This is a genomic window from Lysinibacillus piscis (assembly GCF_026012395.1).
In the GTDB taxonomy this organism is placed as follows: domain Bacteria; phylum Bacillota; class Bacilli; order Bacillales_A; family Planococcaceae; genus Lysinibacillus; species Lysinibacillus piscis.
Genome location: NZ_BRZA01000003.1, coordinates 257,876 through 282,584 on the forward strand (window position 1 = coordinate 257,876; position 24,709 = coordinate 282,584).

Annotated in this window: 23 protein-coding genes; 3 read left to right on the plus strand and 20 right to left on the minus strand. The window is 37.7% G+C overall.

Annotated elements, in window-relative coordinates; all coding sequences use genetic code 11:
- Positions 1-58: 58 nt before the first annotated feature.
- From OPF91_RS14050 to OPF91_RS14100, 11 genes are all read right to left on the minus strand, one after another.
- Positions 59-970 (minus strand): ABC transporter permease, encoded by a 912-nt coding sequence (locus tag OPF91_RS14050; RefSeq protein ID WP_264989575.1) that lies wholly within the window; start codon positions 968-970, stop codon positions 59-61.
- 208 nt (positions 971-1,178) lie between these two features.
- Complete coding sequence (locus OPF91_RS14055) at positions 1,179-1,799, minus strand: YesL family protein (RefSeq protein WP_264989483.1); 621 nt, start codon at positions 1,797-1,799, stop codon at positions 1,179-1,181.
- An 8-nt stretch (positions 1,800-1,807) separates the two neighbouring features.
- Positions 1,808-3,133, minus strand: a complete 1,326-nt coding sequence (locus OPF91_RS14060) for an ABC transporter substrate-binding protein (RefSeq protein WP_264989484.1) — start codon at positions 3,131-3,133, stop codon at positions 1,808-1,810.
- Positions 3,130-4,713: a response regulator gene (locus OPF91_RS14065; protein ID WP_264989485.1), complete on the minus strand. Its 1,584-nt coding sequence runs from the start codon at positions 4,711-4,713 to the stop codon at positions 3,130-3,132. The genes OPF91_RS14060 and OPF91_RS14065 overlap by 4 nt, the downstream gene beginning before the upstream one ends.
- Before the next feature lies 1 nt (position 4,714).
- A complete protein-coding gene (locus OPF91_RS14070) occupies positions 4,715-6,484 on the minus strand; it encodes a cache domain-containing sensor histidine kinase (RefSeq protein ID WP_264989486.1) in 1,770 nt (589 codons plus the stop codon).
- A gap of 69 nt (positions 6,485-6,553) precedes the next feature.
- On the minus strand, positions 6,554-8,383 hold the full coding sequence (locus OPF91_RS14075; RefSeq protein WP_264989487.1) for a glycoside hydrolase family 32 protein: 1,830 nt from the start codon (positions 8,381-8,383) through the stop codon (positions 6,554-6,556).
- A 392-nt stretch (positions 8,384-8,775) separates the two neighbouring features.
- Positions 8,776-9,495: a glycerophosphodiester phosphodiesterase gene (locus OPF91_RS14080; RefSeq protein WP_264989488.1), complete on the minus strand. Its 720-nt coding sequence runs from the start codon at positions 9,493-9,495 to the stop codon at positions 8,776-8,778.
- Positions 9,496-9,518: 23 nt separating this feature from the next.
- Positions 9,519-10,859 (minus strand): ABC transporter substrate-binding protein, encoded by a 1,341-nt coding sequence (locus OPF91_RS14085; protein ID WP_264989490.1) that lies wholly within the window; start codon positions 10,857-10,859, stop codon positions 9,519-9,521.
- A gap of 21 nt (positions 10,860-10,880) precedes the next feature.
- Positions 10,881-11,693, minus strand: a complete 813-nt coding sequence (locus OPF91_RS14090) for a carbohydrate ABC transporter permease (RefSeq protein ID WP_264989492.1) — start codon at positions 11,691-11,693, stop codon at positions 10,881-10,883.
- Positions 11,690-12,607, minus strand: a complete 918-nt coding sequence (locus OPF91_RS14095; RefSeq protein ID WP_264989493.1) for a carbohydrate ABC transporter permease — start codon at positions 12,605-12,607, stop codon at positions 11,690-11,692. Before OPF91_RS14095 ends, OPF91_RS14090 begins: the two co-directional genes overlap by 4 nt.
- On the minus strand, positions 12,604-13,692 hold the full coding sequence (locus tag OPF91_RS14100) for an ABC transporter ATP-binding protein (protein ID WP_264989494.1): 1,089 nt from the start codon (positions 13,690-13,692) through the stop codon (positions 12,604-12,606). Before OPF91_RS14100 ends, OPF91_RS14095 begins: the two co-directional genes overlap by 4 nt.
- Before the next feature lie 277 nt (positions 13,693-13,969).
- Here OPF91_RS14100 and OPF91_RS14105 point away from each other — a divergent pair, with 277 nt between their 5' ends.
- From OPF91_RS14105 to OPF91_RS14115, 3 genes are all read left to right on the plus strand, one after another.
- Positions 13,970-14,281: a DMT family transporter gene (locus tag OPF91_RS14105; RefSeq protein ID WP_264989496.1), complete on the plus strand. Its 312-nt coding sequence runs from the start codon at positions 13,970-13,972 to the stop codon at positions 14,279-14,281.
- Positions 14,282-14,295: 14 nt separating this feature from the next.
- Positions 14,296-14,628: a DMT family transporter gene (locus tag OPF91_RS14110; RefSeq protein WP_309297441.1), complete on the plus strand. Its 333-nt coding sequence runs from the start codon at positions 14,296-14,298 to the stop codon at positions 14,626-14,628.
- A gap of 90 nt (positions 14,629-14,718) precedes the next feature.
- Complete coding sequence (locus OPF91_RS14115) at positions 14,719-15,657, plus strand: bile acid:sodium symporter family protein (protein ID WP_264989498.1); 939 nt, start codon at positions 14,719-14,721, stop codon at positions 15,655-15,657.
- A 51-nt stretch (positions 15,658-15,708) separates the two neighbouring features.
- Here the strand turns inward: OPF91_RS14115 and OPF91_RS14120 are convergent, their stop codons facing one another.
- The 9 genes from OPF91_RS14120 to OPF91_RS14160 form a co-directional block, all read right to left on the minus strand.
- On the minus strand, positions 15,709-16,557 hold the full coding sequence (locus OPF91_RS14120; protein ID WP_264989500.1) for an AraC family transcriptional regulator: 849 nt from the start codon (positions 16,555-16,557) through the stop codon (positions 15,709-15,711).
- A gap of 78 nt (positions 16,558-16,635) precedes the next feature.
- Positions 16,636-17,208: a dihydrofolate reductase family protein gene (locus OPF91_RS14125; RefSeq protein ID WP_264989501.1), complete on the minus strand. Its 573-nt coding sequence runs from the start codon at positions 17,206-17,208 to the stop codon at positions 16,636-16,638.
- Positions 17,209-17,350: 142 nt separating this feature from the next.
- On the minus strand, positions 17,351-18,529 hold the full coding sequence (locus tag OPF91_RS14130) for a M20 family metallopeptidase (protein WP_264989576.1): 1,179 nt from the start codon (positions 18,527-18,529) through the stop codon (positions 17,351-17,353).
- A 59-nt stretch (positions 18,530-18,588) separates the two neighbouring features.
- The gene (locus OPF91_RS14135; protein WP_264989502.1) at positions 18,589-19,818 is read right to left on the minus strand and encodes a Zn-dependent hydrolase; all 1,230 of its coding nucleotides are present in this window, start codon (positions 19,816-19,818) and stop codon (positions 18,589-18,591) included.
- Positions 19,819-19,834: 16 nt separating this feature from the next.
- Positions 19,835-21,025, minus strand: coding sequence for a hypothetical protein (locus OPF91_RS14140; protein WP_264989503.1), 1,191 nt, complete (start codon positions 21,023-21,025; stop codon positions 19,835-19,837).
- Positions 21,026-21,338: 313 nt separating this feature from the next.
- Complete coding sequence (locus tag OPF91_RS14145) at positions 21,339-22,394, minus strand: DmpA family aminopeptidase (protein ID WP_264989504.1); 1,056 nt, start codon at positions 22,392-22,394, stop codon at positions 21,339-21,341.
- Positions 22,395-22,492: 98 nt separating this feature from the next.
- Positions 22,493-22,930, minus strand: a complete 438-nt coding sequence (locus OPF91_RS14150) for a Dps family protein (protein WP_264989506.1) — start codon at positions 22,928-22,930, stop codon at positions 22,493-22,495.
- A gap of 141 nt (positions 22,931-23,071) precedes the next feature.
- Complete coding sequence (locus tag OPF91_RS14155) at positions 23,072-24,097, minus strand: LCP family protein (RefSeq protein WP_264989507.1); 1,026 nt, start codon at positions 24,095-24,097, stop codon at positions 23,072-23,074.
- Complete coding sequence (locus OPF91_RS14160) at positions 24,087-24,614, minus strand: sigma-70 family RNA polymerase sigma factor (RefSeq protein WP_264989509.1); 528 nt, start codon at positions 24,612-24,614, stop codon at positions 24,087-24,089. Before OPF91_RS14160 ends, OPF91_RS14155 begins: the two co-directional genes overlap by 11 nt.
- Positions 24,615-24,709 lie beyond the last annotated feature (95 nt).

Here is a 24,709-nt window from a genome sequence, read left to right on the forward strand (position 1 = left end):
TTTGGAGTCTTTTTTTCTGCTCTCTTTTTGTTTCTGCCTCCATGTGATACTCCCCCTTTTAGAATAATGTTTCGCCATTCAATTTTTTCACCACAAAATTACATATTACTAATAAACAAAGGCTAATAACTGAATTGAACAAGCCTACTGCTGCACCGAAAGACCAATCTCCCGCTTGTAAACCACGCTTATACACATAGGTTGCAATAATTTCAGAACTTGGTATGTTCATGCTGGTTTGCAATAAGTAAGCCTTTTCAAAACCAATTCCCATAATCCCACCAACAGCGAGAATAAATAATACAGCCATTGTCGGCTTGAGTACCTGCATATCAATATGCCAAATTCGTTGCAATAAAGATGCACCATCAATTGTGGCGGCATCATGTAATTGTGGATCTGTATTCGATAGGGCAGCAACATAAATGATGGATGCAAACCCTGCACCTTGCCAAATACCTGACGCAATAAAAATCGTTCGGAAATATTCTGGCTCTGACATAAATGAAATTGGTTTATCTATAAAAATAGATAGTACGGCATTTATTGGTCCAGCAGGTGATAAGAAAATAAAGAGCATCCCCGCAATGACAACGACCGAGATAAAATGTGGTGCATACACAATTAATTGGATATTCTTTTTAATACCTGCTCGTCTAATTTGATTCAGCATTAAAGCAAGTATGATAGGAATAGGAAAACCAAGTAACAGTTCAAAGGTACTTAACTTAATGGTATTTAAAAATATATCTGTGAAATTCGGTGAGTGTAAAAAGCTGCTGAAATGCTTTAAACCTACCCATGGACTTTCTGCGATTCCTTTAATCGGACTAAAATCCTTAAAAGCAATGGTTACACCGTACATCGGAATATAATTAAAGACGAATACCAGTAAGAATGCTGGAGCTAAAAACACATACAAAATCCAATTTTTTCGGATAAAGTCTATTGATTTTGCGTTTTTCTTCATCACAATCCTTCCCCCTTTAAATTCAACTATAACGCTTACATAATGATGAAAAATTTTTTCCCTCTCAGCTTCGAGCTAAGATTAATACACTCAATGTAACAAAATTCAGAAAAGGATGATTTCAATATTTTCGGTTGTTCATGTTTAATTTTTTCGGCATTTTGAAATCGATTACAAAAAAAGATGATTAGCAACGGAAAATTCCATGCTAATCATCTTCTACTAGTTGTTCTCTTGGTAATGACCGTAAAGCAATATACATCAATGCATAGGCGAACAAGCTAATACCAAATAACACTACTAAAATAGGGAACATTAAATATAAATAAGCAAGCACAATTACGATTATGATCATGAAGATAGTTTGAATTGGCTTAGCTACAGCCAGCAGTAAGGCATATTTCGGATATTGCCAAAACAGTAGACGTAAATGCACAAACACAGGAAAGAAATTAAGCAACATACATAGATAGACGAACCCTATCACTACAGTTGAGCTGGCTAACAATGTACGGATAACACCCAATTGCAGGTAAGATAGGGCATGCATATTTACGTAAAGTAATACTACACCTCCTGATAGTAACAAGCCCCATAAAGTAGAGCCGACAAATTCCGCTTTATACTTCTCAAAAAAGAGCTTTGTAACGGAACTATCATCCTCCTCCATAATCAATTGTCTTAATACAGCAAACATAGCGGCTGTTGCTGGAAACAGGCCGAAAATAACAAGTCCCAAAAGAGTGAAAATTACCCATAAAATGTGTAACCAAACTAAATTAAAGAGCCATGTCCCCAGCCGCATATACCAACTTGATGGCTGAAACATACTAATCCCTACCTTTCCTTTTCTTCAATCTGCCTTTGTTGTAAAGCACGATCAATTGTTTTCGTAGCCCGTTCCACTGCTTCTCTTGTATTCACATCCCCAATGCCAACTTCTTCAAAAAGTGTCCGAATCACATCACTCACTACAGGATAAACAGGCGTAATTGGGCGATTCTTTGCATAATAGCGACCTTGCTCTACAAAAATATTCATCGGATATTGACTCAGCTCAGGAACATTGTCCACAACTGAAAACCGTGCAGGTATGTCATGTGTCTGCTCAACATAATATTTCACATTTTCATAGTTTGTCATAAATTCGATAAATGCCCAAGCCTCTTCTTGGTGGCGAGATTTCGTAGCCATCGCCATCGACCAACTGCCATTTGGCACGGCTTGCTTCTGCTCCTTCGGCAAAGCGGCGACTCCAAAATCAACACCCAGCTGTAAGTTATGATGATTTTGATAATCTGCCACCGCCCAAGAACCTAAAACTGTTAGGCCCAATAGATTTTCTGCAAATGGATCACCCCCGCCAGTCGTCTCTCTTTTTGCCAAGCCCTCTGTATATAAACTTTGATAAAAATCAAGTGCCGCAATGGCCTCCTCTGTATTCAAGTAGCCCTCCGCTTGACTGCCATCAGGGCTTAGTATTTCTGCACCAAATTGCCATAATAGTGGCATTTTAAAATAAGCCGCCGCTTCTCCACTTGGAAAACCTTGTGCTGGGTCAATTCCACTCACATTATTATCTAAAGCATGAATTTTATGAGCCATCTCTTTGACCTCAGACCATGTTAATGGCTTGTTAACATTTGGTGAAGGTAGTGGTAAATCTGCCGCTTCAAATAATTTAATATTATAAAATAAAGCTATACCTGATTCGATCATTGGCATTAAATAGTGCTGTTGCTTATATTTCATGGAAGCAATGGTTGAAGCAGCAAAATCATCCTCTAAATTTTCTTCAATAAAATCATCTAATGGTTGCAATGCACCCGTATCTGCATAGAGTGCCAAATTTGGACTATCAATCATTAATACATCTGGTGGATTGCCAACAGCAAATTCTGTACGTACTAAAATTTCATAATCGCTGTAGGGAATGGAACGCATCTTCACTTTAATTGTTGGATGCTCTTTTTCAAATGCTTGCACCAAATCAGCAAAGGCTGCATTTTCCAAGTCATTTCCATAATTACGCCAAAAGCGAATTTCAGTCAATTTTTTAGACTCTTTTACCTCTGTTTTATCTGGATGAGCTAGCCAATACCAAAATCCAGCGAGCACTAGCAAGATAATAAATATACCACCTATGAGCCACCATTTTTTCATTGCCCATTCTCCGTATCACTATAAGCCACCCGATATTCGACAGGTGTTTGTTTAAAGTATTTTTTAAAAACGGTGCTAAAATAACCTGAATTGGCGTACCCTACCAAATTAGCAACATCAATGATTTTCAACTGTTCGTCCTGTAAAAAGATTTGAGCCTTCTCCATACGAATACGCGTTAAATAATCACTAAAATTTTCCCCAATCTGCTCTTTGAATAACTCTGACAAATACGCATTATTCATATGAAACATCTCAGATAAAGACGTTAAAGTAATTTCTGTACCATAATGCTCATCCATATATTGTCGAATATTCTCTACCACTAATCGACCATTCGAATAGCGGGCCTTTCTGACATTCTCCATAATCTTTTTTGCTAAATCTTGAATTTTTTCAATAATGGACACATCTGACTGTAACGCCCATATACTTTGCTGACATTCCCAAAGAAGCTCTTTTACACCTTGTGAATCCGCATCATATTTTTGACCAACAGCACTGAGTAAAAATAAAATCCGATTTGCCATATAAGAAAATGACCACACCGAATGATGCAGGGAAATATCAAATAATTGCTTGATTTGCTTATTAAAGCTCTCAGCATTTAACGATTCAATTGCATGTAATAAGATCCTTTCTGAATCTGTTGACACATCCACTGTTTCTTTTGAAATTTCACCCGCCTGAATAATTTGTGATTGGCAGCCAAGCTCACTTTGACTCCATGCCAATAAACTTGAAATATAGGATGTTTTTAAATTTTCGATGCCTACCGCTTTATTACCAATACCAATAACTAGCTCCAGCCTTAGCAATCGCTTTACTTCCGCTAGCAAAGACTGAATAAATGTAGCCAATACCTTGTCGTCTGCTAACACGAGAAAATGAACGACATTGCGATAGCTCGGATTAATAAAGGCATATATCCACTTGTTTGGTACTGTCAGCTCCCTACTTATCAATTGAAAGGAATACCAAAGCTCACTCACCCTACTAGATGAATTCCCTCGTAGCTCGGCTGTCAGCAATTGATAAGGCTGTTTGAGTATTTCATCTAATTGCAATTGCTTCACTCGCTCCACTACTAAATGCTTTTGTAACCACTCATCCTTCACCATATACAATAAATATTGCTCCTGTACCTCATGAAAATAGGAATGAACGAAGTGTTTTGCTGAGTCGATTTCCTTTTGTTTTTGCAGCTCCTTGTTAATTTCTACTGTCATTTTATACACCATTTCATTTAATTCATCTGGTGCAATGGGTTTTAATAAATAATCACGTACACCATATTGCATCGCTTTTTTCACATAATCAAAATCAGAGTAGCCCGAAAGAACAACTAATTTACAATTTGGATAGCTTTCATGACATTTTTGTGCTAGTTCAACACCATCCATTCGTGGCATCCGAATATCAGTTAATATTAAATGAATTTTATATTGCTGTAACACCTCTAAAGCCTCTACACCATTTGCCGCCTCTAGTATTTCGTCATAGCCAAATTCAACCCATTTCACCTTTTTCATCAAACCTTTACGAATTTGCGCTTCATCATCTACAAGTAGTACTCTCATCCTACTGTCCTCCTGTTAATATCAGCTCTAATGTAATGGTTGTCCCAATCCCAACTTCCGAGTGAATGTCATATGAAAAGGATGGACCATAATACAATCTCATTCTTTCTAATACATTCGTCAGACCAATACTTTCACCTTTTGAATTAAGTACACTACTAGGGGTTTCCTTTTCTAACTGTTGAAATTTTGCTAGTATATCTGGTGTCATACCCATTCCTGAATCTTGCACAATAATTTTCAAACGCTCTTCCTCTTTGACTGCTCTTATCACAATATGGGCTTTACTATTTTCAATGAAGCTATATTTCACAGCATTTTCGACTAATGGCTGCAAAATAAATTTTAAAACAGGAGTAGCCTGTGCTTCTGGATCTTCCTCTATAACACTCGTCAAATCTTCCTCATAGCGCAAAGCTAAAATCTTCATATAACTACGAATATATTGCATTTCCTCTGCTAAAGGTACGGTAATACGCTTTGTATCGAGCGAATAGCGCATCATTTTACCTAAATAACTACTCACATTCATCACATCATCATGCCGTTCTTGTGCAGCTAAACTACTAATTACTTCTAATGTATTATTCATAAAATGTGGGTTGATTTGTAACAATAAGGCTTTATATTCGGCACCTTTTCTTCTAATATTCGCCTCATATTCTGTATCGATTAATCGTTTAAGCTCAGCAATTGTATGTTCTACAATTCCTATTAAATAAGCCACTTCATTATTTTTGGCTTGAACGTGCGGCATATATCTTTTGGCTTTCTCAAAATCGCCCTTTTCTACAAATCGCATCGCTCGTGCTAGCTTGCCAAGTGGGCTTACAATTGTAGAAGCGATAAAGTAAGAAGCTGCTATCGTAATACCAAAAAGAATAATACTAGCAATCCATAGACTACGTTGTAAGTTATTAATATTAGCGAATAAATCAACCTCCGCTACTTCGCTGACAACAATCCAATCATCGACAGGTAATTTTTGATAAAATAAAATAGTCTTTGTGCTACCACTTCCCGTTTCAATTAACCCTTGCGTTTGTGTATTCGCCTGAATTTCCTGTAGCATAGCCAAACTCATTTTCTTAGGCTTTGGATGCTCCACAGGGATAACATTTCTACCTTCTTTATTTAAGACGTATGCTCGACCGTTCTCGCCAATTTCCACTTGTTTAATGGCCTCTTGTAGCAACGCTGAGGGAAAATTCACTTTAATAACCCCACTCGTTTCAAATGTCCTCATATCAAATAACGGCAAAATATAGCTATTAATTGGCTTTTTTCTCATATCTAATTGCATTTGGTCTACGTCATAATGATAGCTTAAAAATTGCTCTCCCTTCATCCCTTGTGAAAGCCAGCCCACACCTTGTAATGGCGTTGTTACCCATATACCTCTGCCATCCTTATACACTACACTAGCTGTCATACCACTTGAATTATTAATCATGATAGAGGATAGTAGCTCTTTCAAATCTCTATAAAGTAGCCTTGTATTTGGGCTTTCTGCTCCCTCTGCATTCTCTGCTTGCAACCACGACTGTGTCGAATGGTGAATCAAAATTTGCTTCCCTAAATCTTCCGCTTGCGTTGTAATCGACTCAATATATAAACTATACTGTCCTAACATTTCAAAGGTAATATCCTCTGTTTGGTTTTTCATAATCCCCATAAACCACCATGGAATGATAATGGATAATAGTATGAAAGGAACTGTTAATAATAATGTAAATAACAAAAATAAACGATTCCTTAAAGAAAATAACATTATCCATACCTCCCATTAGAAAAGCTCTGTCCAAATTATCTATAGCTGAACAGAGCTTACTTTTCATCACTATTCGACTACCCTTAGTGTCATTTTTTTCTCTAGCCCCGACTGCTGTTCGTTCGCTATAATGGATGTTCGACCAGCTGTTTGCGCCGTCACCTTCACTCTATTGCCATCTACCTCTACAATTTGTACGATATTCTCGTCTGCTAGCTGCCATGCAAAGTCTAATGTTCCTTCATCTATCCAATCTGGCTTGGCACTAGCTGTTAACCATTTTTCTTCACCGACTTTAAGCTCTACATGCTCGTCATTTAAAACAATAAATTCAATCTGTCCATCTGCTGGTTTTTGTCTCCATGTAGATTGCATATGATAAGCCTGCCACTCCAACACGTCCAACTTTCCGCCCTTTGTATATAATTGTAGCCCATTATTTGTTGGCTTCGTATAAATTAAATTCGTAAAAACAGTTTCTCCATCATTTATAAATAACTCTACCGAAGATTCATCAACAAAACCGTGAATTAAAATTTTCCCACGTTCTACAGGATATGGTTGTGTAAATTTCGCTCCAAAATTAAATAATTCACCTGAACGATCATTTAATTGTGCTAAACCTGATTTCGTACGGTCCATAAAAATTTGCCCTGCCTTTGTATCTACACCTACGACCGTTTCTTCCCCATCACCAACACGCAATTTCAAACCAAATTCATCAATATCCTGCCATGCTGCTTTCATAATAAATTCATAATTTGTTCCTTTAAAATCAAAATCATACGTGCCTGAAACTTGGAAAGGTTGTAATGACTGTTCATCAGTTCGAATATGTTGCAACTCTTTTATCGGCTTTTGCAGCAACTTAATTTCTCCATTTACCATCGTTTGTAATGCAAGCTCTCTTGGAATCGACATAGTGCCCGTCCATGGGTCTGTAGGAGATTGGTACGGATAACGCCAATTTGCCATCCAGCCAAGCCAAATGCGCCGACCATCTTTCTTCGGTATATCCGAAAAACTTTGTGCCGCATAAAAATCTTGTCCACTATCTGTAATAGCAATATGTTTCGGTTCTTGGTCATTGATAAACTGTGTTCCATCAAATTCACCTATGAAATACTGCGCTGTTGAGCCATTTGTTTCATTATTGTCTCCAATGCTTACATGTAGCACCCATTTTTGATTTTTCTCATCACCATCAAGCGGTAACTCAAATAAATCTGGACACTCCCATACAGCCACATGTGAACCTTGTCCATCACCAAATGTACTTTGATACTGCCAATCAATTAGGTTATCAGAATTGTAAAAGGTTACACTTTGGTTTGTAGACACGACCATCACCCACTTTTTCGTATCCTCGTGCCAAAATACTTTAGGATCTCGAAAATCCTTAATACCCGGATTATGAATAACAGGATTGCCTTTGTAGCGTTCCCACGTTCTACCTTTATCTTTACTATAAGCAATACTTTGAGCCTCTCCGCCTGTCGTACTCGTATAAATTGCTACAAGCCCAGCCTTACCATCGAAAAGACCTGAAGAATCGTGCCAATCTACCACAGCACTGCCTGACATAGCTTGCCCTAGCTCGTCATGCTCTAAAGCGATATCCATATGCTCCCAATGTACTAAATCTGGGCTAACTGCGTGTGCCCACATACCATTCTTTTGATGAAATAGATGGTACTCACCTTCAAAATAAATTAAGCCATTCGGGTCTGCTAAATTACCAACCTGTGTCGAAAAGTGATACTGTGGTCGATATTGCTCATGATAATAGTTGCTCCCTGCTTCATGTTCAATTTTCACTTCTTTCGTACCTCCTTGACATCCTGTTAGCATTAAAGAACAGCTTAACCCTATAGCTACCATACTTGCTTTCCATCTCAAGTCACTCGACTCCCTCCATTTCATCATATTTTGTAAGCGTTTTAGTTATTGTGAGTTTATATGACTTTCACCATCTGTGTCAACCGCTTGACAGAAAATGCAATCAACAAATCAATTACACCCAGCGTAATTGCGTTCAGATTTTCTCGAGTATACTCAAAAAGCTCCTCTACAAAATCTGTAGCTTTCCTCTTGATTCAGTGAGCGTCTTTTCAACCACTAAATCAAGAGAAAAATCGCTATTTTGATAATATCCCATCAAAATAGCGACTTTTATTTTCTCAATATAACAATTATGTCCATAAGACGGTGATGCACAACCACATCTTTACTATCACTTATAAATATATAAAACATCCACCCAATATCAAATCGGATGGATGTTTTCTTAATTATTGAAAGCGATCAGGAAAATCTGTCATAATCACTTCGACACCTGCTGCTACTAATTGCTTGTATTCCGCTTCATCATTGACCGTATAAATACGCAATGGGAAACCTGCCTGCATCGCTGCTTCACCGAATGCTGACAATGCATATTCAGCTTGACAATGAATCGCATTCGCCTCTATTTCCTGGGCAATCCACAGTGCATTATCAGGCATACCGAAAATTAAATAGCCAATTTCAATGGATGCATTTAGCATACGTACACGTTGTAAACTGAATGGATTGAAGGAGGAGATGATGATACGTTCCTCTAAATCATACTCTTTGATAAGAGCTAACACCTTTTCCTCAAGTCCAAGGTATCGAATTTGGTCATTCTTTAGCTCAATATTTAAGCGAAGATGATTGCCCTCCTCCTTCATCCACGCAAACACTGTGTTGAGTGTTGTTAAACGTTCTCCAGCAAAATTCGGAGAAAACCAGCTTCCCGCATCCAATGCCGTGATATCTGCTAATGTAAAATCTTTGACGAAGCCTGTACCATCTGTTGTACGGTCCACACGTTCATCGTGAATGATAACAAGCTGCTCATCCTTTGTTAATTGTACATCAAGCTCAATACCTGCTACTCCGATACGCTTCGCTTCCTCAAAAGCCATCATCGTATTTTCAGGAAATTCCCCACTTGCACCTCGATGGGCAAAGATTGCTGGTTTGCTCATAGTAAACGCTCCTTTTAATTGTGCTACTTTTTTCGATTCGCCATATCAAGTGCTTGATTTGTGTCCTTTACAGCTTGGTTCAGTGCTTCTTCAGGATTTGCGCCTTGATATAGACTTTCCATTGCATTGACAACCTTTTGTCTAGCCTCTGGGAACACTGAAATTAATGCACCCTGTGTCGCAGTAGATGGCTTTGTTGCACCTAGTTGGTCTACTGTTACTTTTAATTGAGGGTATTTTTCCCACTCTGTTTTTACGATATCTTGATTATACGCATCTGTGTTAATGGCAAAGTAACCTGTGTTCACATGCCATTGTGCTTGCACCTCTGCTGATGTTAAATACTTCATAAACTCCCAAGCCGCTTGTTGTTGCTCCTCTGCAATACCGTTCGCCATCCATAATGATGCACCACCGATAATTACACCTTGCCAATCTGTACCTTCTGGAACAGGCAAATAACCAGCTCCTACTTCAAATGGCGCTTGTTCTGCAATTCCACGTACACCTGCTGATGAGTCAAGATACATCGCAATTTTACCAGATTGGAATGCTGCACGCATATCATCCCAGTTTTGACCTGTGTTATAGAATGTGCCATCTTTATACATATCACTAATTAAATTAAATACATTTTGACCTTCTTTACCATTGAATACTGCTTCTGTTGCATCACCTTTACGACCATTTTCCTCGTTGACGAATAAACCACCTTGTGCTGCGATTAATTCTTCAATAAACCAACCATAGTTTAAAATAGAGAAACCTTTTTGATCGCCTGTTGTTAATGCTTTTGCTGCTACTTTTAATTCTTCATATGTTTTCGGCGGGTTTTCTGGATCTAATCCAGCTTTTTTAAATGCATCTTTATTATACATAAGAATTGGTGTTGATGAGTTAAATGGCATTGAATATTGTACGCCATCTACTGCATAATAATTTGTAATATTTTTTTCCCATTTACTTGTATCATACTTTTCGGCATCAATAAACTTTTGAACAGGCTCAATTTTTCCTGTATCAATCATATACTTTGTACCAACTTCAAATGTTTGCATAATCGTTGGTGCATCTTTTGTGCCTGCTACTGTATTAAACTTCGTAATTGCTTCCTCATATGTGCCTTGGAAAACAGCCTTCACCGCAATTTTATCTTGTGATGCGTTGAAATCGCTCACCAATTTATTAACAACCTCTTCTAATTGACCACTCATCGCATGCCAAAATACGACTTCTGTTTTGCCATCTACCTTTGGCGCTTCTGTACTTTTTTCGCCTGAACCTTCTTCTTTCTTTTCACCACATGCTACTAATGCAAATACTGCTACTACCATCAGTAAAAATACTTTCCACTTCATCTTCATTTGGATAACCACCTCGTATTATTATTTTACAGCGCCTCTTGTAAGGCCTTCCTGTAATCGTTTTTGCCCTAAAAATAGAAGAATTAATGTTGGTAAAATGACCATGACAACGCCAGCCATCACAACACCCCACTCCGTTGCTAACTCCTGTGATTGCATTTGCTTTAAGCCAATTTGCACGGTACGCATACGCTCATCATTTGTCACAAGCAACGGCCATAAATACATATTCCATGCCGACAAAAAGCAATAGATTGCCAATGTTACTAAGCTTGTTTTAGAAACAGGTAACACCACTTTAAATAAAAATTGAAATCTATTAACACCTGCTACCTGTGTTGCCTCATACATTTCCATTGGAATCGTCTTAAACTGCTGACGCAATAAGAACGTTCCGAATGCCATCGCAAAAAATGGAACAGATAAGCCAAGATATGTGTCTGTCCAGCCTAATGCACGAACTGTTTGGAAGTTCGGAACCATCGTTGCCTCCCAAGGAATCATCATTGTCGAAATAAAAATAAGAAACAATACATTTCTTCCTTTGAATTGAATAAATGTAAAGGCAAACGCTGCTAAACAGCAAAACAGCACTTGTCCCACCATAATCAACGTGGATACGACGAAACTATTCCATAAATAGCGCAGTAATGGTACCTTTTGTACAGCACTTTCATAGTTGGTGAATGAAAAATCACTCGGAATAATTTTTCCTTGTAGTACCTCGCCCCCCTGCATGAAGCTAATAAGAAAGGCGTACAATATCGGAAAAAACATAATAAAGGCTGCAACGCTTAACAGCATATATAAGAAACTTTTTTTCCATATACTCATTGATAGTGCACCCTCTTTTCTCCCCACTTAAATTGTAGGATTGTCACGATTAGGATAAAGGCAAATAACAACACTGCCTGCGCACTCGCCGAGCCAATATTAAAATTCACAAAGGCATCTTTATAAATGGAATAAACAATGACGTTCGTTGATTCCATTGGTCCCCCCTTCGTCAAAATATCAATTTGTCCAAATGTTTGGAACGAATTAATTAATGACACCGTCACAATAAACAACAATGTTGGTGATAATAAAGGCAATGTGATTTTGCGTAATGTATAAAAATCACTAACCCCTGCAATTTTCCCACTCTCATATAAATGGGAATCGATATTGTGTAAACCACCCAGTAAAATCATGAAACTAAAGCCTGTATTCATCCAAATCGTTGAAATCGCTACAGATATCAAAGCCGTATCTGGACTTAAAAGCCACTGCATTTCTGACATACCAAACGTTTTCATCATCATATTGCCAAGACCGATTGCTGGGTTATACATAAATAGCCATATAACAGAGGAGGCTGCTACACTCATCCCCATTGTGGAGGAGAAAATGGTACGGAAAAAGCCGATTCCCTTTAATTTTTGATTAGCTAATAATGCTAAAAATAACGCTAAAATAATGCCTGCTGGTACTGTATAAAGCACAAATAACAATGTCGCCTTCATGCTTGTTCTAAAGGCTGTAGACTGTAGTAGATTGCTATAATGCTCCAAGCCTACAAATAGTTCCGCATTCCCCTGTGCATCTGTCAGAAAGAAGCTCAAATAAATCGTCTTTAACATTGGATAAAAGAGAAATACGCTAAATAGCAAAATGGATGGCAATAAGTAAAGCAACCCTTCCACAAAGCTTGGCATACTTCTTCTGGCCTTTATCTTCAATTGTCCCTGTGCCTTCCCTGCAATCATACAAGTGCCTCCATCATAAGCACCTCTGCTGTTTCCACTCGCTTTTCTGTTTCGAAATCAAATAAATGTAAATGCTCTATGTCCACTTTCAATGGTAGCATCTCGCCAGCCTCAAAATTCCACTGCCCAGCCCATTTCGCAATCCACTGCTCGCCATTTATAGAAAACATAATGAGTGTTTCTGTGCCAAGTATTTCAACATGCTCTACTTTGCCAATAAAGGATGGCTTACCACCACTAGCATGCATAATATGCTCTGGACGCACACCGACATACAGCTTCTCTTGCCCTGTGCGCACAGCTTTTAACTGCCATTCATCAGTAATCTGTAGCATTTGTTGATGCCATGTTGCTTCAATCATATTCATTGGTGGTGAACCAATGAATGTCGCAACAAATTTATTTTCAGGATGATTATAGACATGTAACGGCTCTCCCACTTGTTGGATATCTCCACCGTTTAATACCATCATACGATCAGCCATTGTCATCGCTTCAATTTGGTCATGTGTGACATAAATCATTGTCATCCCTAGACGACGTTGAATTTGTCTTACTTCTGAGCGCATTTTTGAACGTAATTTCGCATCTAAATTGGATAATGGCTCATCCATTAAACAAATAGGCGCCTGTGAGGCAATCGCACGTCCTAATGCCACACGCTGTCTTTGTCCACCTGATAATTCACGTGGCTTACGCTCTAATAAATGCTGCAAGCCTAATAGCTCCGCCGCCTCCATACAGCGCTTTTTTTGTTCCTCTTTTGAGATTTTTTTGACGTGTAAGCCAAAGGTAATATTTTGTGCAACGGTCATATGTGGAAATAATGCATAGTTTTGAAACACCATCGAAATATTTCGTTCATCTGGTCTTCTATATGTCGCATCCTGTCCATTCATAATCAGTGTTCCATCTGTGACTTGCTCTAAACCAGCAATAATCCGAAGCAGCGTACTTTTCCCACAGCCAGAAGGTCCAACAATTGCAAAAAATTCGCCTTCCTTCACGGTAAAGTCCATATCTTTTAATATGGTTGTTTCTGCATTGTACGCTTTCTTCAAACTTTGTACTTCAATGGCATTCATTTAAATCCTCCTTTATTACATACTCATCTATCATAGACAGGCGTTATAAAGTACATATAAAGGTCGAATAAAGATACTATGAATAATTTGTAAATGAAGTACACTTGACAATACTCAAATTTACAATATCAAAATAATATATAAGCACCAGATTATAGTATTGACGCCCATAATCGCTTTTTTGAAACTTAAATTTTGTAAAGGGTTGCCCATAGCTAGGAAGAACATTCAAACAGTATAATGAAATAACGATTATAAAATAAAGTGAGGAATTCAGATGTCTTTTTTCTTATTAGCCATCGCCATCGTAAGTGAAGTATTTGGTAGCTCCATGCTCAAACTAACGAACGGCTTCAAAAACCTTTTACCTTCTCTTGGCGTACTTTTTGGTTATGGCATTGCCTTTTATGCTTTATCCTTAGCTTTAAAAGTTTTGCCACTCGGTGTTGCCTATGCTATTTGGTCAGGCGTTGGCACAGCTTTAACAGCGCTTGTTGGCATTCTACTCTATAAAGAGGAATTTAATATGAAGAAACTCCTTGGATTGCTATGTATTATTGGTGGCGTTATTTTTTTAAACATTGAATAGTAGGAGATTGAATGATGAAGGGGTATATCTATTTAACGATTTCTATTGTAAGTGAACTTTTTGCAACAACGATGCTGAAAATGTCAGATGGTTTTACTGTGCCACTCCCCTCTACAGGTGTAGTGGCTGGCTATGCACTGTCCTTTTATTGCTTAAGTCTATGCCTCAAAACGATTCCATTGAGTTTAGCCTACGCTATTTGGTCAGGCGTTGGCACTGCCATTACTGCCTTAATCGGACTGGCGTTATGGGGAGAGGCATTTAGCTCGTTCAAAGTTTTGGGAATTATCCTTATTATTGGTGGTGTTATATTATTAAATGCCTCAACTTCAAAACCTTTAAAATGAAAGAAGCTATCCATCTTTCATTGATTTTACTAAAAAATCTGAATATTACACTAATTTTATGGTATTATTTTAAAAGGAGGTGGTATCGCTATGAGTTTATTAATTAAAATTAGTCAGTTTGCTGGTAAAACTTTTGCCATTTGGGTTCTATTATTTGCAGCACTTGCATTTTTCCTTCCTGACCAATTTACATGGCTTTCATCGTATATTGCGATTTTGCTTGGTATCATTATGTTTGGAATGGGGATGACCATTTCTGCAGAGGATTTTAAAGAGGTTGGCAAACATCCATTAAAAGTACTAATCGGTGTGTTGGCCCAGTTTATGATTATGCCGTTTCTTGCTTTTGCTTTGGCAAGGGGTCTACAGCTAGAGCCAGAAGTTGCAATTGGTGTTATTCTCGTTGGCTGCTGCCCTGGTGGTACAGCATCAAATGTTATGACCTTTTTAGCAAAAGGAAATATAGCTCTTTCTGTAGCAATTACATCTGTCTCTACATTACTTGCACCTATTTTAACACCAGCACTTATTTACTTACTTGCAAGTGAGTGGATGGAGGTATCTGCTAAAAGTATGTTTATATCGGTTGTTCAAATCGTACTTGTGCCAATTATATTAGGGTTCATCGTACAACTATTTTTAAAGGAACAAGTAAAAAAAGGAGCAGACGTGTTACCATTAGTGTCTGTTCTTGCGATTGTACTGATTGTTGCAGCAGTAGTCTCAACAAGCAAAGACAAAATTGTAGAATCAGGACTACTTATTTTTGGTGTTGTTATTCTACATAATGGGCTTGGCTACTTACTAGGCTTTTTAGTCGGTAAGTTCTGCAAATTAACCTACCAAGATCAAAAAGCACTGGCCATTGAAGTTGGTATGCAAAATTCAGGGCTTGGCGCCGCTTTAGCAACAGCTCATTTTAGCCCATTAGCAGCTGTACCGAGTGCCATTTTCAGCTTTTGGCACAATATTTCTGGCGCACTACTGGCCACATATTGGGCTCGTAAGGCGGATCGCATGCAAAAATAACAGACTAAAAGGCGCAAGAAATTCCATTCTTGTGCCTTTTACGATGTCCTATTATTTTGCAATTACTGGAACCCATAGCTCGCTACTTGGGACCCTATCAGGCGCTAATTGATTTTCAATGCAAGGTAGGTCGGCCAACTCGTAGCCTGATGTAGGTAACCATTCTGTATATAATCGTTGCCATGCTTCCGAAATATTTGGAAAAACAGCCCATGTACTTTTTGGTAATACCATCTTCTCCATATCATCAGAAAATTCATTTGTATAGCGGCAGCCCATCAAGTACTCAAATTCTTCATCTGTGATAGCAGCCTGCTTGCCAACTACTCCTAAAATGCCTTCCATTTTGCACTGTGGATTTTCCCACGACATATCAATTAATCGCTGTAATAAGCCACTTTCAGCTGCTTCTCCCCATAGCTGAGGAATGACTTGAAAGGCATCCTTTGTGACAACTTTTTTCTTCACTCCAACAATTTCAATGTCAAAATCTATTACTTCAATTCGGTATTCCATTGCTACAGCCCCTTTAATCGAAATTTGAAAGGAAAGTCTCGGAATGGCCTTCAACTCAATCCCTTTATGACGAGCCGCTGTCGGATTCACGCCATGGAGATTTTTAAAAGCACGACTGAAAGCATCTGGGGAATCATAGCCGTATTTAAGCGCAAGGTCAATAATCCGAACGTTTGTATCATTTTGCAATTCAAATGCTGCCAGTGAAAGCCTTCTCCGTCTGATATATTCAGACAAAGTCATATCTGTCATTGACGAAAACATTCTTGGAAAATGATACTCTGGACAGCAAGCCAATTGTGCCACTTTTTTAAAGTCGATTTCCCCTACTATATTTTGTTCAATATAATCCATTGCTCTATTTATTCTCTCTAACCAATCCATACGTTCTCCTTTCAATTCTTACTATAGATGGAAATACATTTTCTTGTCCGACATTTCTTGCACAATAAATGTTGGATACTATGTCTCTCTACTTATATGATAAATCAATTGCACTACACCTGATGAGAATGTCTTTGTATGAACCAATTTCAAATTCAATCGCTGTGTTATATCTGTAAACAACGGTGTACCTCCTCCTAAAACAATAGGATGAACTGATAATCGAAACTCATCAACAAGCCCTAATTTGATAAATGTTGTAATAAGGCTTGCCCCACCATATAACCAAATATCTTTACCAGAGCTACTCTTTAAATGATTTACTTCTTCCAAAATATGATCGTTTATAAATATAGCTTTATTATCCGTGTTTTTTTGTGTTTTAGAAAACACATATTTTTCTTTGCTATGAACGGCTGCCCAAAGCGCTTTTTCCTCATCTGAAGCTGTGTCATCTGGTGTAAATTGTCCCCATAAATCATAGCTTTTTCTACCATATAGGATTGTGTCAATGTGTGCTAAAAAATCCAGAAACCCCATCTCAGCATCCATCACACACCAATCAATTTCTCCCTTTTCCCCTTCAATAAAACCATCTAAAGTGACCGCTAAATCTAAAATTACTTTTCTTGATTGTATGCTTTCTGACATGCCATTCCCCTCACTTACCTAAACATCAATTATAACCCTTATTTTACCTCAGTTATTTCTTCACCTTAATAGCTAATTTGTAAATAGCAAAACAAAAACGTATGAAATCAATGTTCAATTCGATTCCATACGTTTTTAATTATTATATCGTTTTTAAATAAGCCCAAGCATATTGTGCATATAGCTCAGCTCCTGTGACTAAAGCATCCTCATCGATATTGAATTTGCCATGATGATGTGCCCATTCAGTATCCTTTTCCGGATTACCACTACCGACAAGCGCGAAACAGCCAGGCGCTTCCTCTAGAAAGAAACTGAAATCTTCGCCACCCATTGTGGGCTTTTCCGCATATAAAGCATCTTCACCAAAGGCTGCTATTGCCACTTGCTGTACAAGTTTCGCACTTACTTTTTCATTTATTACTGCCTGTGTCCCACGCGTGTATTCTACTATGGCTGTAGCACCGTATATATTAGCTACACTTTCTGCATAATGTTGGAGCTGCTTTTCAATATAATCCCTTGTTTCTGGATAGAAGCAACGTACAGTCCCTTCAATCACAGCATTTTCTGCAATCACATTGAATCGAGTGCCTACATCCATTTTACCAACAGTCACAACTGCTGGGCTTTGTGTATCCACTGTTCGAGATACAATTGTTTGCACATTCATCACAAAAGATGAAGCAACGATAGCCGCATCAATGCAATCGTGTGGCATTGCGCCATGACCACCTCTGCCCTTAAATGTTACTTTAAATAAATCGGCTGCAGCAAAGGAAGGCCCTGACTGACAGGCAATTTTATTTGTTGGCATTTGAGACCATATATGCATACCAAATACATTGTCAACACCCTGCATTGCGCCTTGCTTGACCATTTCCTTTGCCCCCTGCGCTACCTCCTCCGCAGGCTGAAACAATAAACGAACATTACCTGTTAGCTCATCCTTTATCTCATTCAACGCTTTTGTAGCAATTAGTAGCATGGCTGTATGTGCATCATGACCACAAGCATGCATTTTGCCCTCTTCTTTAGAAGTATAAGGTAAATCCTTATTCAACTCCTCTACTGATAAGGCATCCATATCTCCTCTTAAAGCCACTGTTTTCCCTGGTTTTCCACCTTTTATTTCAGCAATCACACCTGTTGGCTCTGTTTTTCGATATGGTATACCTAATTGTTCAAGATAGTCACAAATAAAAGCAGTTGTCTTTACCTCCTCCCATGACAATTCAGGCTCACTATGAAGCTTTCTACGCAATTCTATTAATTCATTACTATATTGTTGTATTAATTCTTTTATTTTTGCAGAAATCATCATTATTCAACTGTTCTCCAAGATGTAACAGTTTTCCTCCTTACTATTCTCCGTATTTATCAATGACTCTCCGTTAATTTTTTTGCTGCTTCATAAAAAATATGGACAACATTCGCAATATGCGCAGAATCTGACCATTCCTCTGGGCAATGACTGAGTCCATCTTTACTCGGGATAAACAGCATAGCCGCAGCAGTAAAGTCAGAGAACACCATCGCATCATGACCTGCACCACTATTAATTGGACAGTATGGAATTTCTAATTCATTGCATGTATCTCTTAAAATAGTCACAATCTCTTGATTCATCGCTTTTGGCTGAATATATAAAGGCTGTTCAACCGATACATGAATACCGTCTTTATTAGATGCCATAGCTAAATTTTTAACCTTATCCACCACATTCAGCACATGCTCTTCTTGCCCTGAGCGAATATCTACTGTAAATACAACTCTATCCGGTATAACATTGGCTCCGTTTGGAAACACATTGAGACGACCAGTCGTAATAACTGTTCCAGCTCCTTCATCGATAGCAAGCTGTGGTAATTGTGCCACAATGCTAGCGGCAGCTACTAAAGCATCCGTACGACGATCCATCGGTGTTGTACCAGCATGTCCAGCTTGCCCGCAGACTGTAATATCCAATTGTGTCAAACCGACAATCGCCTCTACTACGCCAATTGGTATATTTTTCTCTTCAAGAATCGGCCCTTGTTCAATATGCATCTCCAAAAATGCCTTGATTGTTTTAGGATCTCTTTGCTTCGGTAAAGTTGTATCAAGCCCAATTTTAGTCATAGCCTCCGCTACAGAGATACCATCCTTATCCTTTATATTTTGAAAATCTTCCTCACTAAGTGTACCTAACATTCCTCTCGAGCCCATTAAGCCACCACCAAACCGCGCTCCTTCTTCCTCTACAAGCGCAATAACCTCCAAAGGATATTTTGGTGTTACTTGATTTTCTGAAAAAAGACGGGCCACTTCTAATGCTACAACAACACCAGCTGGACCATCATAAGACCCACCATTTGGTACAGAGTCGAAATGTGAGCCAATCAACACACTCGGTGCATCTTTTAATGTGCCCTCAAGCTTACCAAAAATATTACCAAGCCCATCTTCTCGAATCTGTAGGCCATATTCTTGCATCTTCTCTTTGATATAATTTCTTGCCTGTAAATCCTCTTGACTATAAGTAAGACGGGTAGTGCCCTTACCAGGTGTAGCTGTAAATTGACTTAATGTATCAATATGCCTTTCAATACTTTTCTGAACACGATTCATCCTGTAGACTCCCTCCCTATAATAATTTCACAAATATACCTGCTAATATTACAGAAACAATTGTTACGGTAATAAATCCTCCAACAAGCATAGGTGGTAGCATATGACTAGTTAACATTTCTCTTTCCTTTTCATCCGCTGTCAACGATTTAATGACCTCATTGGTAATAATATAATCGGCAGGGAATCCATATAAAGCCGTTAACGAGATGGAGAAAGCCATTGGTGTACTTACCTTTAAGAACTTACCCGCAATAAATGAGAAGATATACATCCCAATAACCCCTAACACAATTGTTCCAACAAGCGGATAAATAATTTCTAGCATCATGCTTGGTGTAGCTTTTTTTAAGCCATCAAAAATAAAGAGCATTAAACCAAGTATTGCAAAGCCAAAGCCATTTGCTTTTTGTAAAACTTGCTTTTCCAAAAATCCGGCACTTGAAGCAATAACCCCAAATAATAAGCAAAGTACAAATGCGTTAACAGATACGATTGGCTCTAGCAATGTTGAAACAAGATACGCTAAATAGGCAACCAAGGCCAATCTGAAAAATTTAAAGAAATCTGTATTGTATTTCTCTGGCATATTTTTAAATAATTTTAATTCTGTCTTTTCTGCAACAACTGTATTACTTTGTGTAGTTTCTTTTACTGTTAATTCCCCATTGCGGTATTTTGCTAGAAGTCTCTTTCCTTCTTTTTTCAGCATAATGGATGTAATAGGATAACCCGCAAACCCTTGCATTACATAAATAACAATCGCAAATACGGATAATGAAACAAGTCCAGCCTCTTTTGCTCCCTCAGCCATAATTAATGAGGATACAACACCACCCACTAAAGGCGGAATAGCCACAATCATCGTTTTATATCCAAATAATAATGTTCCGACAGTAAACAAGATTGCAATAATCCCCAAAATACCTGAAATAGCAATTAAAATAGTTTTCCACTGATTTTTTAATTCCTGAATCGACAACAATGTTCCCATATTCGTAATTAATAAATACATCAACATTACTGCTACGGTTGATGGAACTCCTGCTATTGCAACTATATCTTGTGGGAAAAATGTCCAATATCCTAGTAAAAACAATACAGCACAAATAAAGATAGAAGGTATCCATGCTTTTGTTCGAACAGCAACTAGATCCCCAATAAATAAAATACCTATTAAAATAACTAATGCTAACATTTGGGACATAATAAATTATCCCTCGCTTTCTAGTAAATTTTTATTTTACAAATAATAATATAATAACTTTTTTGTGTCAATTCTAATTATTCTGCAAACTCAAAATATACTAAGTTATCAATCAACAACAAGCTCTATTTATTCCACTTAAACAATTGCTAAATTTACAATTGATTGCACTTACATCACAAAACCAACTACTCAAATAAGTATTGTTTTAATTATATTACAGTGGGTATTCATTTAAAAACACAACTCTATTTTATTATTTAAATATAATAAAAGATGCATAGAATCACACATTTGATTCCATGCATCTTCTTCAAAACTCAAATGAATAGGCTTCTACCATATGCCCATCTCGACCAACTGTTGTCTGTGCCTGAGAAAGCGAATTGATAATAGCCTCCTCTGTTGCTTCAGCAGCGGCTACAAATAACTGATTCATCATCGGATGTTCCTCTCGTAGCTGTGTTCTTGTTTCAACAAGCTCTTCTGTTGAATGAGGGATATCATGAGCAGTTGTAAAACCAATAACGATATCACCGCTACCATGTGAAAAATGACTGCCTGTCCTTCCTAGACCAATACCACAGCGTTTAATCACCCTTGTCAACTGACGGCTACTGAGTGGTGCATCTGTAGCTAACACAATGATAATAGAGCCATCTGTTGGAGATTGTGTTGATGCACTCTGAGGATTTGTCACGCTGTAATGTTCAGCTAAAAATTCATTACTTCGTCCAAAATTACTCAGCACCATACATCCTACTGTATAGCTAGTATCCACTTGCTCAACCTGTACAATGCGTGAAGACGCCCCGATGCCACCTTTATAGCCAAAGCACATCATGCCCTTGCCCGCACCAACCGCTCCTTCCTCCGCCTGCTTATTTGTTGCCTTACGAATAGCCTCTATAGCATGTTCACTTGTCACTGGACACGCTCGAATCGAATTTAAATAACTATCATTACATTCGCCCACCACAATATTGATTGTACCCGTTGTTAAACCAATATCTGGATTCATTTCAAGCATATACTGCAAAGTGCCCTGTGTGACAGCAGGTACTCCAAATGTATTGGTTAACATAATCGGTGACTCAAGCACGCCAAGCTCATTCATCTGAACAAGCCCTGTTGTTTTACCAAAACCATTCAATACATAGCTCCCTGCTTTCACCTTATGCTGAAACAAATTACCTCCGTGTGGTAAAATTGCCGTCACACCTGTACATGCATAAGCTCCTTCATTATTTAATGGTTCATCTAACGTGACATGTCCTACCCGTACTCCTGCCACATCGGTAATACAATTTTTCTGCCCAACTGGTAATGTCCCAATCTTAATCCCTATTCCTCTCACTTTCCCCTGCATATGACATCTCCTCGTAAAAATATTAAAAATGCTCCCCTTTAGGTAGGCAGTTTCAACATAAAATCTGCTTATCTAATGGGGAGCCACATACTCTTAGATTATCCTAAGAAAGCATTTAACATCCAAACATGTTTTTCAAGCTCTGTATGAATACCTAATAGAAGGTCAGATGTCATTTCATCATTTGCTTCTTGTGCAATAGTCATACCTTTTGTTAAATCTTCTAATACTATTTCAAAATCGGCTTTAATTGTTGCTACCATTTGTCTCGAATCTTCTTCATATGTGCCTTCTTCAATTGTCGAAAGCGCTAAATATTCTTTCATCGTTGCTACCGGTTTGCCCTGAATCGCTAAAATGCGTTCTGCAATATCATCAAAATGGACTGCTGCTTCTGTATAAAGTTCTTCAAATTTTGTGTGTAATGTGAAGAAATCGCTCCCTTTCACATACCAGTGATAATTGTGTAATTTGACATATAAAATACCCCAATCAGCAACCTGTTTGTTTAATACATCAATAACTTGTTGATTCATACGACAACACTCCTTTTATTCAACTCCCTCATATTATTCCATATTTCGGAATGCGAAAGCAAGAATAATGATTTTGCTATATCACTGTTAACATATAAATGAAATCATTCACACCTTTATTTTCCTTAGTGTAAATATCCTTTAGTCAAATGTAGTTAATTCCCTCACAATCGACTTTACAAAGTCTTGCTCAAACGTAATATAGTATTTACCTTCCGTATCACTTAATACCTCTATATCTGGTATCATTCCAGCTCTTAAAGATACCAACTTCGTAGAATGGATTTCTAGGTAATTTTTCAATAAATTGTCCAGTGATGTATTCGTTTCTAGTTGAGTGAACAACTCTTTTAATTGTGTTGATGGAATGTCACTCTTTGCTTTACTCATAACAGCATTCAATAGCTTTAATAGATTTTCTTCATCGAATACATCACTTCCATTTCCCTCTGAAGCAGCCATCATTAGTGCCACGACTCCTTCCCCATTCAAACCTTGCAATCCTTTTTCAAGATCAAACGCTACTTTAGTGATCGCCCTTACTCGAATATCCTCTGATAATTCATAATCTATACCATCCACAGTATCCACTAACGTTGAAATCGTTTCCAAATCAATAACGGCATAATAATCGATTGGTAAATTGACCAATTTCGATACCGTTGCTTTTACATTTTCAGCACCACCAAAACGATAAGCAAATAACAATTTATCGTACAAAGTAGTCCCATCACTGTTATTTGCTATTGGTGCATATGTATTATATGGGAGCGATACCACCTTCAGCATTTTTTTATTTTTACTATAAGTAAGTAAAAGATTAAGATATATCCGATTATCCATCTCTTTCGATTTCACCGTAATCAAAGTCGTTAAAATTTCTGGTTCCTCTACTACTGGCTCTCCTACAATACCTGTGTTAGCTTCTTTATTAAAATTGCTGTGAAGAATGGATGGCATAAACAAAAATATACATAGACCCACCACTATTAACGAAACAGTGAATGGAGCGAATTTTTTGGAAAGAGTTGTAAGAGATTTTTTGGGTGCAGTATGTGTCTCCAGTTGATGAAGCTGCTCAAATACTGCATGACGATCTTCTTTCGTAAACTGCAAGTCTTGTTCTGACATAGTAAAAAGTTTGTCTTTCAATCGTCTATCTTCCATGAAGTTCTGCCTCCTCTATCATTGACCCTAGCCTTTGTTTGGCTCTTCTTAATCTAGTTTTTACTGTATTAACTGGAATATCTAATACTTTAGCCATTTCTTCGATATTTAACGATTCATAGTAATATAGATAAACCACTTCCCGATACACTTTTGGTAGAGCAAAAATCGTATCTTTTATTTCCTTATTATCGTATTTATCAATAACTGTTTTTTCTGTTGATGGTAATAGTGACTTTGCGGTTTCATTTATAAGGCTCTTTACCTGCACCATTTTATAATGCCAGCTTTTTAAATAATCTTTACATTCGTTAATCGTTATACGATAAAGCCATGTTTTTATTTGTGCATCAAATCGAAAGAAATCAAGGTTTTTATAGCATTTGATAAACGTATTTTGAACCATATCCTTCGCAATCTCCGTATCTTTCACATAGGAAAATGCCAATCGTACCAATTCATTACCATGTTCAATCATTATTTTTTCTAATAGAAAATCTTTTTCTTCTTTTTCCAATCTACTACCCTCCCTTTCAAATTTTGCTATTAGACGATTGCCAAATTCTAATCGGTTCAATTTTTTTAAATATTTATAACGAAAATAGAAGGCCT